The 13,251-nt window shown below is 67.6% G+C and carries 13 protein-coding genes; 7 read left to right on the forward strand and 6 right to left on the reverse strand.

Going from position 1 to position 13,251, the window contains the following annotated elements:
- Window positions 1-20: 20 nt before the first annotated feature.
- The 3 genes from RU01_RS18425 (at window position 21) to RU01_RS18435 (ending at window position 2,405) form a co-directional block, all read left to right on the forward strand.
- The gene (locus RU01_RS18425) at window positions 21-776 is read left to right on the forward strand and encodes a polyprenol monophosphomannose synthase (protein ID WP_042576038.1); all 756 of its coding nucleotides are present in this window, start codon (window positions 21-23) and stop codon (window positions 774-776) included.
- 133 nt (window positions 777-909) lie between these two features.
- Window positions 910-1,644 (forward strand): GAF and ANTAR domain-containing protein, encoded by a 735-nt coding sequence (locus RU01_RS18430; RefSeq protein ID WP_052493367.1) that lies wholly within the window; start codon window positions 910-912, stop codon window positions 1,642-1,644.
- Window positions 1,641-2,405: a GAF domain-containing protein gene (locus RU01_RS18435; protein WP_042576039.1), complete on the forward strand. Its 765-nt coding sequence runs from the start codon at window positions 1,641-1,643 to the stop codon at window positions 2,403-2,405. Before RU01_RS18430 ends, RU01_RS18435 begins: the two co-directional genes overlap by 4 nt.
- Window position 2,406: 1 nt before the next feature.
- On the opposite strand, the gene RU01_RS18440 is transcribed toward RU01_RS18435, so the two are convergent.
- The 3 genes from RU01_RS18440 to RU01_RS18450 all read right to left on the reverse strand — a co-directional run bounded on the left by RU01_RS18440 (window position 2,407) and on the right by RU01_RS18450 (window position 4,344).
- Window positions 2,407-2,595, reverse strand: coding sequence for a DUF2795 domain-containing protein (locus tag RU01_RS18440; RefSeq protein WP_042576040.1), 189 nt, complete (start codon window positions 2,593-2,595; stop codon window positions 2,407-2,409).
- A gap of 77 nt (window positions 2,596-2,672) precedes the next feature.
- Window positions 2,673-3,764, reverse strand: coding sequence for a GGDEF domain-containing protein (locus RU01_RS18445; protein WP_156148995.1), 1,092 nt, complete (start codon window positions 3,762-3,764; stop codon window positions 2,673-2,675).
- A gap of 97 nt (window positions 3,765-3,861) precedes the next feature.
- Entirely contained in the window at window positions 3,862-4,344 is a 483-nt protein-coding gene (locus RU01_RS18450) for an Lrp/AsnC family transcriptional regulator (protein WP_042576041.1), read from the reverse strand.
- 240 nt (window positions 4,345-4,584) lie between these two features.
- Between RU01_RS18450 and RU01_RS18455 the strand changes: the two genes are divergently transcribed.
- Window positions 4,585-6,198 (forward strand): polysaccharide biosynthesis tyrosine autokinase, encoded by a 1,614-nt coding sequence (locus tag RU01_RS18455; RefSeq protein ID WP_042576042.1) that lies wholly within the window; start codon window positions 4,585-4,587, stop codon window positions 6,196-6,198.
- A gap of 205 nt (window positions 6,199-6,403) precedes the next feature.
- Here the strand turns inward: RU01_RS18455 and RU01_RS18460 are convergent, their stop codons facing one another.
- The 3 genes from RU01_RS18460 to RU01_RS18470 all read right to left on the reverse strand — a co-directional run bounded on the left by RU01_RS18460 (window position 6,404) and on the right by RU01_RS18470 (window position 8,500).
- Window positions 6,404-6,763 carry a hypothetical protein gene (locus RU01_RS18460; RefSeq protein WP_042576043.1) on the reverse strand — a complete coding sequence of 120 codons (360 nt, stop codon included), beginning with the start codon at window positions 6,761-6,763 and terminating at the stop codon, window positions 6,404-6,406.
- 85 nt (window positions 6,764-6,848) lie between these two features.
- Entirely contained in the window at window positions 6,849-7,361 is a 513-nt protein-coding gene (locus RU01_RS18465) for an arsenate reductase/protein-tyrosine-phosphatase family protein (protein ID WP_042576044.1), read from the reverse strand.
- A gap of 26 nt (window positions 7,362-7,387) precedes the next feature.
- On the reverse strand, window positions 7,388-8,500 hold the full coding sequence (locus RU01_RS18470; RefSeq protein ID WP_082043238.1) for a GGDEF domain-containing protein: 1,113 nt from the start codon (window positions 8,498-8,500) through the stop codon (window positions 7,388-7,390).
- Between the two features lie 112 nt (window positions 8,501-8,612).
- Between RU01_RS18470 and RU01_RS18475 the strand changes: the two genes are divergently transcribed.
- The 3 genes from RU01_RS18475 to RU01_RS18485 all read left to right on the forward strand — a co-directional run bounded on the left by RU01_RS18475 (window position 8,613) and on the right by RU01_RS18485 (window position 13,239).
- Window positions 8,613-9,935 carry an NAD(P)/FAD-dependent oxidoreductase gene (locus RU01_RS18475; RefSeq protein ID WP_042576046.1) on the forward strand — a complete coding sequence of 441 codons (1,323 nt, stop codon included), beginning with the start codon at window positions 8,613-8,615 and terminating at the stop codon, window positions 9,933-9,935.
- Between the two features lie 147 nt (window positions 9,936-10,082).
- Window positions 10,083-11,546, forward strand: a complete 1,464-nt coding sequence (locus RU01_RS18480) for an Hsp70 family protein (RefSeq protein ID WP_042576047.1) — start codon at window positions 10,083-10,085, stop codon at window positions 11,544-11,546.
- 304 nt (window positions 11,547-11,850) lie between these two features.
- Window positions 11,851-13,239, forward strand: a complete 1,389-nt coding sequence (locus RU01_RS18485) for a sugar transferase (protein WP_331386545.1) — start codon at window positions 11,851-11,853, stop codon at window positions 13,237-13,239.
- Window positions 13,240-13,251 lie beyond the last annotated feature (12 nt).

The following is a 13,251-nucleotide window of genomic DNA, read 5'->3' on the forward strand; positions in this document are numbered from 1 at the left end:
TGATCCAGCACCATTCCACAGTGTCCGAAGCCTCTCCTGACCCCCGTATCACCGTCGTCGTACCCACGTACAACGAGCGTGAGAACCTTCCGAAGCTGGTCGGGATGCTCACCGACCTGCAGATGAAGAACCTCGGCGTTCTCGTGGTCGACGACGGATCGCCCGACGGGACGGGTGAGGTGGCCGAGAAGCTGGGCGTCGAGGCAGCGATCCCGGTGAGTGTTCTGCATCGCACCAGCAAGGACGGTCTCGGTCGCGCCTACGTCGCCGGCATCCTGCGCGCACTCGACGAGGGCGCGGACATCGTCGTCCAGATGGACGCCGACCTCTCCCACCCGTGCGAAGCAATTCCGCGGATGGTGCAGACCCTCGCCGACACCGACGCGGCTGTCGTGCTCGGATCCCGCTACGTGCCCGGTGGCGCGGTGGCAGAAGACTGGCCGTGGCACCGCAAGGCCCTGTCCAAGTGGGCCAACCTCTACGTCAACACGATCCTCCGTCTGAAGGTCAAGGACGCGACCGCCGGCTTCAAGGCCTGGCGTGCGGCAACCCTGCGCACCATCGACGTCGGCTCGGTGGGAAGCAACGGATACGCCTTCCAGGTGGAGATGAACTACCGCGTCATCAAGCACGGAATGCGTATCGCCGAGGTCCCCATCCACTTCGAGGAACGCGTCGACGGGACGTCGAAGATGAGCCTTTCCGTGCAGCTCGAGTCGGCTGCTGTGCCGTGGAAGCTGCTGCGCTCGGGAATCGGGCGGAACAACTCGAAATAAGCCCCCTGGGTCGGCAGTTTCTCCTGCCGCACATGGGACAATCGACGTCGGCGCACGGTGCGCCCGCGGAGGAGGTTCGCTCGTGGATGTATCCCCCGAGAGCACTGGCCCCGACCACTCACAGTCCGATTCCGTGTTCTCCTTCACCGGCATCCGGCACGTCACCGAGACATCGGTTCGACTGACGGGTGTCGACGGTGCCGCAGTGGCGCTGCTCGGCTCGTCCAGCGATGTCCGTGAACTCGTCTTCGCCACCACGTCTCTGGCCCAGCAGCTCGACGAACTCCAGTTCACCATCGGTGAGGGCCCGTGCATCGATGCTCATCATTCGGCCGAGCCGGTGCGAGTGGACGACATCAGGTCCTCGTACTCCGCCCAGCGCTGGCCTATGTTCGGCCGCGGCGCAGCCTCCCTGGGGGCGCGCGGGATGTTCGCCTATCCGCTCCTGGGCGGATCGTCGTCGTTCGGCGTCCTCGAGCTGTACCGCACCACCCCGGTCGACCTCACCGACGTCGAGCACGACGCGGCCCGCATGTGCGCTCTCGCCATCGCCCGATCGGTACTGGGCCACTACACGGCGTCCGACGCGGGGGAGACCGGCAGTGACGCCGTTCCCTACGAGGCCGTCGAGACCGACCCGGACGACATCGTGTCCATCGAAGGCGGTGGCCACTACAGCCGCGCCGAGGTGTACGTCGCAGCAGGCATGATCTCCGTGCAACTGGCTGTGACCACCGACGTCGCGATGGACCGCCTGCGGGCACACGCCTTCGCCCGCGGTCGGAGCGTCACCGAGGTAGCCGCCGACGTGGTCGCCCGTCGGATCAGCCTGAAGGACGAACGAGACAGTGGAGGGGGATCCCTGTGAACACCACGCCTACCAAGCTCGCGCTTGCCGACATCACGGCAACGTTGGTCACCCACTTCGACCTTCCTGCGCTGCTCGAACGCATCGCGGCGACTGCGCTGAACGGGTTCGACGCCACCACAGCGGTCATTTCCCTGTTGGAGGGCGACGAACTCCACGCCGTGGCGACGTCCTCGGTGAATGACGTCCTCACCGACGACAGACTGTTCACGACGGGACCTGTCCTGACCAGCGCTCGCGAAACGGCCGTTGCCATGATCGGTGACGTGACCGAGCAGGGCACCGGACGGTGGGAGTCGTATCGGGCGCTGGCGCAGTCGTCCGGTCTCGGCGCCGTACGTGTCTATCCCATCACCTCGCTGGGCGTGGGCCTCGGAGCGTTGGCCGTCCACACCACCGACACGTGGGGTTCGGAGCGGCCCGACGAACTCGGCCAGATGCTGGCCGATCTGACATCTCTCGCACTCACCACCGGGGCCACCGAGGTACGCCGCACGGACGGAACGTCCGCCGTGCAATCGGTGCTGAACGGCGCGGCGGCGATCTCGGGTGCCACCGGCGTCCTCGCCGAGTTCTTCGGGGACTCGACGACGGAGGCACGCATCCGGCTCGCGCGGCTGGCTCGGGCGCACGGAACCACCGACAGCAAGCACGCGGCCGCGATCATCGCTGCGCAGAACGTGGCACCGGCCGACATCGGTTCGTCGCATCTGATCTACGTGCCGACAGCGCCGGTCCCGCCGCGGCGCTTCGATTCCTGAGCTACTTCTTGGTGATGGCGGCGCTGACGGCGTCGGGTCCGTCGTAGCTGTCGTCGGGCATGGACGACAGCGCGTCGACCACGTCGTCGTCTGCGCCGTTGCCCTTCGCCAGATCGGCCAGGTCCTTCGGCGATGCCGGGTAATCGGCGCCGGCCAGGTGCTTCTGCAGTTCGATCGGATTGACGGCCATGGGACGGTCCTCTCGTCGGTCGGATGATGGCTCGTGTGCGAGCTACCCGAGGACGGGGACGGCAAACCGACGCACGGTCAGGAGTCGGCGTACACCACCACGGTGTTGCGGCCCGCGGCCTTCGCTCGGTACATCGCGATGTCCGCGAGGTGCATCCCGTGGTTGATGGTCGACGCGATGGGGGCCGCCGTCATCCGAGTGGTGTCGAGGCACGAGACCCCGATGCTCACCGTCACGGGGATGAGGTCGGCCGTGTCGGACAGCGCGAGACGGATCGACTCGGCGAGAGCGTGCAGTCCGGTGGACTGCGCGTCGAGCACCACCAGGAACTCCTCGCCGCCGCGTCGGGCGACGACCGCGCGATCGCCCAGGTGATCGCGTAGGCGCTGCGCGGCGAGCGCGAGCACGCCGTCACCGGCGATGTGGCCGTGATGATCGTTGACCCACTTGAAGTGATCGAGGTCGACGAGCAGGAACCCCACCTGTGATCGACCGCGGAGCTGACGTTTCGCCTGCACCTCGAGGCCGCGCAGGTTCAGCAGTCCCGTCAGCGGATCGGTCCGAGCGCTGTCGATCTGGCGCTCGAGGTGGCGGTGCAGGGACATCGTGGTTGTGCTGACGATGGACATGGTTGCGTTCACGGCCAGCCAGATGCTGGTGGCCGCCGCAATGGTCGCCATCGCGCCGATCGGCTGCTCACGCAACACCAGTGCCGTCATCCACGCGATCACGACGGTGGTCAGCACCAGGTGCACCACCACGGTGGCGCGCCCGCCGAAGAAGGCGACGTAGGAGCTGATGACCGCGAACAGGGCACACCCGGCCAGACCCAGAGCGTGACTGCTGCAGAGCAGGAGGAACGTCGACGTCCCCACGTCGGCGTAGACGGTGAAAGCCAAGGCGACCGCGCGCTGGGTGCGGGCCCGCCGCCACCACGTGAACGACTTGCGGGCGGTGGCGACCACCGCGGCCACGGGGAGGGTGGAGAGCAACACGGCGATGGCGGCGATACGTGGAGCGCCCGCAGCAGGACCGGCCACGCTGAACATCGTCAGGATGCCGGGGAGGGCGAAGGTCGGAATCAGCACAGCGATACGACGACGCACGACGTCGGTCAAGGGTGCCCGGGACCGACCACGACTGCGGCCGCCGGAACCTGGACGTATCACCTGTCGGACGGTATCAGCGTGGAACCTGCGTCGAGGGGCGGATGGGCGCTTCCGTCGGGCCGAATCCTTGTTTTGCGCGGACGTACCGGGAACGGAATCAGGAATTGTCGTTCTCGCGCGCAAGTCTCTCGATCAGCGGTCGGGTGCGATAGGGAATAGCTTCACGCATCACCACGGAGACCGTCGTGCGTTCGACTCCGGGGACCGCAAGAATGAGTCCGGCCACCCGATACAGATCGTCGGCGTCGGCAGCCGAGACTCCGATCTGCAGATCCGCTCCGCCCGAGACACCGACCACCTCGGTCACCTCGGCAATGTCTCGCAGGCGATCGATGACCGCCTCGAGGCGGTGTTGGTCCGTCACGGCGCCCACGTACGCGCGGAGGGGATACCCCAGGTCCCGAGGGGAGACGAGCCGGTCCATCGGCGCGAGAGTATGTGATTCGTCCCAACGAGAGAGTCTGGCCTGGACGGTGTTTCGAGCCAGCCCGAGGACCGAGGCGAGATGGACTCCGGTGGCGCGTGGGATGTCGCAGAGCGCGAGCAGTAGTCGAGCGTCGGTGCGGTCGAGCTTGGTCACATGGTGAACTGTGCCACACGGCAAGCGGGTCGGCCCGAAGTATGCAGTGCTCGTGCCTCCGTTCCCGATTTCGGAAATCGGTATTTCTCACATTTATCGCGTAAAAACCGGAGTGGGGTATTCGTCACGTTCCCGAGATGCCCGATGGTCACGACATGGTTAAGGTGATCCCAGAAGTTTGTCCCCAGATGTGTGGTCCGGTGCTCGGTCCGGCCGTCATCGATGTGAGGAGTCGTCCCGGTGGAGATATCTGATTACGTGAGAATTCTCCGCGCGCGGTGGATCGTGATCGTGTTGACCACGGTGGTCGCCGCCGCGGCGTCGCTGGTGTTCTCGCTCGTGTCCACGCCCGTGTACGAGGCCTGCACGCGCCTCTACGTCTCCACCGGTTCGTCGTCGTCCTCGGTGACGGAGGTGTACCAGGGCAACCTGGCCTCGCAGCAGCGCGTCGCCTCCTACACCCAGCTCCTCGGCGGCGAGAGCGTCGCACAGCGCACCATCGACAGCCTCGGCCTCTCCATGAGCCCGTCCGCACTGGCATCGAAGGTCCGCACGACGTCGTCACCCGACACCGTCCTCATCGACACGTGCGTGTCCGACGCGAATGCCACCACCGCACGAGATCTCGCGAACGGCATCGGAACGACCTTCGTCGGATTCGTCGAGGATCTCGAGACGCCGCCCGGCGGCGGAGCGGCCCTGGCGAAGGTCAGCGTCGTCGAGCCGGCGCAGGTTCCCACGGGTCCGATCTCGCCGAAGACCACTCGGAACCTCGCACTCGGTATCGCCGTCGGTCTTCTGCTGGGCATCGCGCTGGCCGTGATCCGCGACCGCCTGGACAACACCATCAAGGATCGCTCGACTCTGGCCGATCTGTCCGGCGTCCCCGTCGTGGGCATCGTCCCGTTCGACAAGACGATCAAGGAGGAGGCGGCCCTGTCGTTCGCCGAATCCTCGTCCGGCACCGCAGAGGCGTTCCGCGAGCTCCGCACCAATCTCCAGTTCCTGGAGGTGGATTCACCGCCACGAGTCATCGTGGTGACGTCCGCGGTTCCCGCCGAGGGCAAGACCACGACTGCCGTCAACCTCGCCCTGGTGCTCGCCGAAGCCGGTCACCGCGTCGTCCTGGTCGAAGGCGACCTGCGCCGGCCGCGCGTGTCCAAGTACCTGGGACTCGTCGGCTCCGTCGGCCTGTCCACGGTGTTGTCGGGTCAGGCCGACGTGCAGGAAGTGTTGCAGCCGACCAAGTTCCACGGTGTCGATGTGCTGGCGTCCGGTCCGTTGCCGCCCAACCCCTCCGAACTGCTGGGTTCCGAAGCCGCACGCACGGTCATGGAGACGCTGCGCTCCGCCTTCGACTACGTCGTCGTCGACGCACCGCCGCTGCTTCCCGTCACCGACGCATCCGTCATCACCGCGCACGCCGACGGCGCGATCGTCGTCACCCGTCACGGCCACACTCGTCGCGACGAATTGACCCGTGCCCTGGGCAATCTCACGCAGGTGGGCGCGCCCGTCCTCGGTGTCATCCTCACGATGGCCCCGTCGCGCGGCAAGCGGGACTACGACTACCGCCACTACTACGAGACCGACAACACGGTCGCCCGTCAGGACGCACCGTCCGCCGCGGTGCGGCCGGCAGCGTCGCCCGTCGTCCCCGAACCGGCGCCGGAGCCCGCCCCCGAGAGCTACCCCGTGCCTCGCTACGAGCCGACACGGAGCCACGGCGGCCGAGCGGCCCGTCGTCAGGCCGAGAACGGGAACGGGAACGGCAACGGCATCGGTTACGAGGCCGAGCAGGTTCCGAGTCGGTCGACCATGCGACCGCCGCCTCGCCGCCCGTACCAGTCCTGACAGGAACACCTGCTCCTACTCTTAGACACCAGTAACGACGAAAGCCGCAGACCAGGGGTCTGCGGCTTCGTTGTCGGCGACGGTGTCCGCCGGTGCGCCTCTCGGCAGGTGGCCGCTCGCAGCGGCTGATGGTTGGTACCCGGGGCATCGGTATCGAACACCGTCGATGAGAGTAACGGCACCCGCGGGCGGCGTATTCCGCGTGTCAGTTGTCCCCGGACTCAGTCTCGTCCGCGTCGGCTGTGGTCGTCGTCGTGCGGGTCCGGGTGCGCCGCGTCGTGGTGGTCGGCTCGTCGTCGGTCGTCGCTGCGGCGGTGGTCGGAGGAGGCGTCGTGGTGGGCCGGGGTGTCGTCACGGGCGCGATCTGCCACGTCGGCGACGGCGGCACCGACACCGTGGGGGCGACGGAGATGCTGCCCGAGACCGCGGAACGGTCGATGGCCGGAGGCGACACTCGCTGCACATCCGCGTCGAAGACTCCGCCGGCAGCGGCGACGGTGAGTCCACCGGCCAGGGCGGCCGCGGCGATGCCCATCACGACGGCGACGGCAGCTCTCTCACGCATCTTCTCCGCGCTCCGTTTCCGCCCGTGCTCTCGAGCCGAGTCATACCGTAGCCGGGGAGACGGCGTGGAGCAGTACGAACTTCGATCAGCGAGCGCCCCAGATCTCGAACAGCGGACCCAGCGCCTCGGAGATGGCGTCGCCCACCCGCTCGTAGACGTCGGTCGACTGACCGATCGGATCCATGATGTCGAGTTGCGTCACCGGGTTCGCCGCGCGCTCGGAGACCCACGCGGCCGGGTCGATCACCCCGGTGCGTCGCGCGAACTCCGCCGCCTCGAGCAGCGTGAACGTGCGCCGCAGGTTGCGGGGCGCCACTGTCAGCACCTCGTCCCGGTGCCTGGAGGTCATCGTCAGCACCAGATCCGCCCCGGACGCGATGGCGGGGGTGAGCCGGCGTGCCACGAAGCCCGTGGGATCACCGCCCAGGGACTCGAGAACGCGAGCCGCCTCGGCCTGCACTCCGTGGCCGATCACGGCGCGAGTGCCGGCGCTGTCGGTGGTGACGTCCAGGCTCAGGTCGCGGGCGAACGCCGCGGTCAGCCGTTCCGCAGTGGGGGATCGGCAGATGTTGCCCGTGCAGACGTAGAGGACATGCATGAGCGGAGTGTAGGTCCGCGCCGGTGTCAGGCGCGCGCGTTGTCCGTCGTGGTGTACGCCTGGTCGTCGAACCGCAGGCTGTCCCCTCCCGCGCGCTTCGCCTCGTACATCAGGCGATCCGCGCGGCGGATCAGCACTTCGACATCGTCGACGTTGCGGGTCCACCTGCTGCCCGGAATCCAGGCGACTCCGGCACTCGCCGTGACGGGTACCTCGTCGGCGTCGCACCGGACGGCGGCGTGCACGTCGTCGAGACGGTTCCGCATCTCCGCCCACGGCACGATCCCGATGACACAGAACTCCTCGCCGCCGAGACGGGCGACGTACGCCCAGGTGTTCGTGCGGGTTTGCAATCGTTCGGTGACCCGTCGCAACACCTCATCGCCGCCGTCGTGGCCCACGCGGTCGTTGACCGCCTTGAACCTGTCGAGGTCGATCACCATCATCGCCACCACCTCGTCGTGGCGCGCCGTTGCCAGCAATGGCGCGTGCACCACCGCGCCGAGCCCCCGGCGGTTGAGCGCTCCGGTCAGCGGATCGGTGCCCGACTGGTATGCGTCGTCCCGCAGGTTGGACAGCGGGATCTGCGAGAGCAACGGTGCGAGGAGGAACAGCGCCAACTGCACGACCAGCAGAACGGACAGGTAGGCCACGTCTCTGCCACCCTCCACGGCGGCCGAGACGAAGAAGTACAGGGACACGGCCACCGTCAGCGCGATGTGCGCCACGAGCGTGCGGATCGAGTGGAAGTAGCCGCAGTAGATGCCGAGCAGGGCGAACACCACGGACACGGTGAACGAGGCCTGCACGTCGGCCAGCATCGACAGCCCCACCACCAACGCCACGTCGTCGCCGAACAGGAAGACGAGTGATTGTCGACGAGACGGCCACGCCCCGCGGAGCCACAGCAGCGCCGACACGGCGCCGGTGACCAGACAGGCGATGAACACGGCGCGGGCGGAAGGTGAGGGAGGTGCCCCGCTGGTGAACAGCAGCAGGGAGCCGGCGAGCACCACCATGAGCACCACTGCGGCCATCATGCGGCGGTAGGGCCGCTGCAGCCCGCGCTGCGCCATGTAGCCGGGCATGGCGGAGTAGTCGAACGGCCGAGTCCACCACTCACCCACAACACGGAACATCGACTGGTATCTCTCGGCTGGGAAGAATGGGGAAAGGTAGACCTACTCACAAGTTCGTGACGACGCCCCGCTTCGTTACAGCACAGCGGCCTCGCGTGGCAGGATTTCGACCATGGTTGATGAACTTTCACGACAGCGCCCGAGCGTCGTCGTCGTCGGCGGCGGATTCGGCGGTCTCTACGCCGCCCGGCAACTACGGCACATCGACGGCGACGTCACCGTGCTCGACCGCGGAACGTCCCACGTGTTCCAGCCGCTGCTGTACCAGTGCGCGACCGGGCTGCTCTCCGAGGGATCTATCACCTCGCCGCTGCGGCACCTGCTGCGCAAGCAGGAGAACACTCATGTCGCGCTCGGGGAGGCGTCGGCAATCGACATGGAGGGGCGCACCCTCACCGCGTCACGCATGGACGGCTCGACTTTCGAGCTGCCCTTCGACTACCTGGTCTTCGCCGCCGGAATGCAGCAGAGCTACCGCGGCAACGAGGAGTTCGCGCAGTACGCACCGGGCATGAAGACCGTCGACGACGCCCTCGCGATCCGACGGAAACTGATCGGCGCGTTCGAGATGGCCGAGTCGCTGCCCACCGCCGAGGAGCGGCGCCCGTGGCTGACCTTCGCCGTGTCCGGAGGCGGCCCCACCGGTGTGGAGATCGCCGGCCAGATCCGCGAACTCGCGGTGGGCGCCCTCGAGCACGAATTCCGCTCCATCGACCCCGCCGAAGCCCGCGTGCTGCTCTTCCACGGCGGCGACCGAGTCCTCGAGTCCTTCGACGCCCGGTTGTCGGGCAAGGCGCAGAAGACGCTCGACAGCATCGGAGTGGAGACGCACCTGGGAGTGCACGTCACCGACGTGAAGGCCGACCACATCGAAGTGACCCGTAAGTCGGACAAGCAGAAGACCACGTACGACACCCACACCGTGCTGTGGACCGCGGGCGTCGAAGCCGTGCCCTTCGCGCACACCCTCGCCACCGCGCTCGGCGTGACGCAGGCACGCGGTGGCCGCATCCCGGTCGAGAAGGACCTGTCCGTCGCGGGCCACCCGAACGTCTACGTCGTCGGCGACGTCAGCGCGCTCGACGATCTGCCCGGTGTCGCCGAAGTCGCGATGCAGGGTGGTCGGCACGCCGGCAAGATGATCGCCAAGACCATCGAGAGCGGGTCACGTGTGGCGTCACCGTTCAAGTACCACGACCTCGGCAGCGCCGCCTACATCGCGCGTCGCAACGCGTTGTTGCAGGCAGGGCCCATCCAGCTGTCCGGCTTCGTCGGGTGGGCCGCATGGGGCGCCATCCACATCGCCTTCCTTTCCGGTCGCCGCAACCGCGCGGGGACGTTGATCAACTGGGCTGCAACGTTGGCGTCGGGAACCCGGCGTGAGCGCGCCGTGACGTTCGGCGATCCCGAGACGGCGCGCATGCCGTACGCCTGAATGGCAGGGAACGGAAACGGTCTGCGCGTTCACGGAATGGCGTAATAACAGTCGGTGCGACGGCTACGGCATTGTCTTGTTACACTCGGCGACTGCAAGCGCGCACCGACTCGATCGTGCGCTCGATCGGTCTGACTGGGGCGGTTCATGACTTCGGTACTCGGGGTGTCGGTAGGCACCAGTGCCGTGCGTCTGGCACGGCCGGTCCACGGCCTACGCGCCGGTGTGCAGGCAGCATTCCGCCACCGCGCGATCGACACGACCTTCGACCAAGCGGAGCAACTGGCCGCCGAGTCCATCGGCGTGATCCTCGCCGACCCTGCCGACCCCGAGTCCGTCTCCGCCACCGGTGTCGCGTACCGCGACGACGCGCAGGCCGGAGCCGTCGCCCGAGCCATGGCGCGCCAACACATCGTCAACTACCGCCTGGTCCCCGAAGTGCACGCCGCCGTCGAGTTCCTGCGGTCCACCGGCGACCTCGACGGACTGCACACCGTCGCTCTGTACGACCTGGGTAGCTCCGGCCTCAGCGTCACCGTGGTCGACCTCGACGACGGCCGCGTCCTGGCGTCGCAACGCAGCTTCGACGTCAGCGGCAACATGTTCGACGCCACCATCCGCGACAGCCAGATCAGCCGGCAGCAGAGCGGCCTGGACGACGTGGACGGCCGCGAATTCGAGTTGCGTTGCCGCGTCGCCAAGGAGCAGTTGTCGTCGAGCGGTGCCGTCTGCCTGCCCGGCATCGGCGGACTGATCCTGCTCTCCCGCGAAGCGTTCGAATCGATGGTCGCGGTTCCGGTCGAGCAGTCCGCACGCCTGACCCGCGAGGTCATCGCCCGCGCAGGGCGGCCCGTCGACGCACTCGTCATGATCGGTGGTGGATCGCGGATCCCGCTGGTCCGCGCCACGCTGGCCGGCTGGGTCGGCCTGCCCACCATCACCCCCGCGGAACCCGAACTCGTCGCCGCCAAGGGTGCGGCACTGTCCGCCACCCCGGTCGACGGGTCCGACGTTCCCTTCCGCGCTGCTCCCGTTCAGGGGCCGCCGGAGCCTGCCGTCGAAGAACCGTTGCCTGAAAGGCCCCTGACTGCTCCGTCCGCGGCGACGATGGCGTACAGCGATGTGCAGGAACGCCCCGCGTCCGCGTCGGCTCTGCCTACGTCGGACGTTGCGGATCCTCGCGCAGCCGAAACCCCGTCCTGGCTGTCCGGGTCGGGCTCCGTCGCGCCGGAACGCACCAAACGTCCCCGTCTGCCACTCGTCGCTGCGCTCGGACTCGCCGTGGTCGCGGCGATCGGCCTCGCCCTCGGCTACGGCGCGACCCCGGCCTCCACCGCGGACGAGTCGCCGGCCGAACCCGCTGCGGTGACCACCTCGTCGTCGTCCACGACGGTGCCTCCGACGACGTCGACGCGGGCACGGTCCACCACGGCTACCCCCACCACGACCATCGCACCGCCGCCTCCCGTCGTCGAAGCACCGGCGCCCGTCGAGGAAGCACCCGAAGCGCCGGCCCCCGCGCCCTACGTCCCGCCCACCATCCCGGGCCTCCCCGGTGTGCAGCTGCCCCCGGGCATCCAGATCCCGCCGGGGCTGATTCCGGGGTTCTGATCGACAACATTCGGTAACCAGTCTTGTTGAACGCTCTAAACAAACTGAAAGTATCCTTTGTGGTATCGTCTCAGTTGTTCGGTTTTTTCATGACCGAGGGCTGCGCTGCGGGGCGCGACGGCACGGATTCGTAACTGAGGCGGTGTCTTGCGTGACCAGTGTTGACGAGCGAAGCAGCATAGAAGGCCTATGGGGCCTGCGGACGGCCCCCGCTCGGCGCCCGCAGGACAATCGACCCCCCGATCGAACAGAGGCCGCGCAGCGTCCACGTCTGCACTGGCTGGTGGGATACCGACGCCGTGTCGTGGCGACGGACACCGTCGTCATCGTGCTGGCCGTCTTCCTGGCGCATCTCATCCGCTTCGGCGAGAACTCGAGTCTCGAGGGCTCCACGATCGGCATCAGCTACGTCACCGTATCGGTGTGCCTCGTCGTCGGATGGACTGCGTTCCTCGCCATCTTCGGTGCGCGGTCGGCCCAGGTCATGGGCACCGGGGCCGAAGAATACCGCCGCATACTGTCGGCGACGATGCGCATGTTCGGCGTCGTGGCAATTCTCGCGCTGCTCCTCCGCGTCGACTTCGCCCGAGGCTATCTCGCCATCGCCCTCCCCTTCGGTCTGGTGGGTCTGCTGGTGGAGCGCCATCTCTGGCGCGGATGGGCGCGGCGTCGAAAGGCGTCGGGTCAGTTCATGACGTCGGTCCTCGTGGTCGGTTCCCACCGTGCCGCGACGTCGATGGCGGCGTCCTTCGAGCGCGACAGTTCGAGCGGTTGCCGCGTGGTCGGGGCGTGCGTCCCCGGTTACGCCGGCATCGGCGAGCTGAACGTCGACGGGCACCGCGTGCCCATCATGGGCGACGAGCACGCGGTCGTCTCCGCGATGAATTCCACCGGAGCCGACATCGTCGCCGTCACCGCCACCGAGCACATGGGTGCCGAAGGTATGAAGCGCCTCCTGTGGGAGCTCGATCCCTTCGGCGTGGACCTCGTGGTCGCGCCGGGTGTCGCCGACATCGCCGGCCCCCGGTTGACCCTTCAGCCGGTCGCGGATCTGCCGCTCCTGCACGTACAGAAGCCGCGCTACCAAGGCGCCACGCGCTTCACCAAGACCGCGTTCGACATGTGCTTCTCGCTGCTCGCGCTGATCGTCGTGTCCCCGGTGCTCTTCGCCATCGCTCTGGCCGTCAAGGTCGACACCCGCGGTCCGATCTTCTACCGGTCCGAGCGAATGGGCCTGGACGGCAACCCTTTCCAGATGATCAAGTTCCGCACCATGGTTGTCGATGCCGACAAGAACCTGGCGAACCTCCTCGCGCAGAACGAAAGCGACGGGGGAGTGCTGTTCAAGATGAAGCACGATCCCCGCGTGACTCGAGTCGGTCGAGTGCTGCGGCGCTACAGCCTGGACGAGCTTCCCCAATTCGTCAACGTTCTGCGCCGCGAGATGAGTGTCGTCGGTCCGCGCCCGCCGCTGCGCCGCGAGGTGGAGACGTACGACGGCAATGTACGGCGACGCCTGTTGGTGCGTCCCGGTGTGACAGGCCTGTGGCAGGTCAGCGGACGCTCCGATCTCACGTGGGAAGAGTCGGTCCGGCTCGACCTCTCGTACGTCGAGAACTGGTCGATGACCCAGGACATGTTGATCATCGTCAAGACGGTGCGCGCCGTGTTCGGCAGCGAAGGCGCCTACTGACCCGACGGAGCC

Source organism: Rhodococcus sp. MEB064, assembly GCF_000834565.1.
In the GTDB taxonomy this organism is placed as follows: domain Bacteria; phylum Actinomycetota; class Actinomycetes; order Mycobacteriales; family Mycobacteriaceae; genus Rhodococcoides.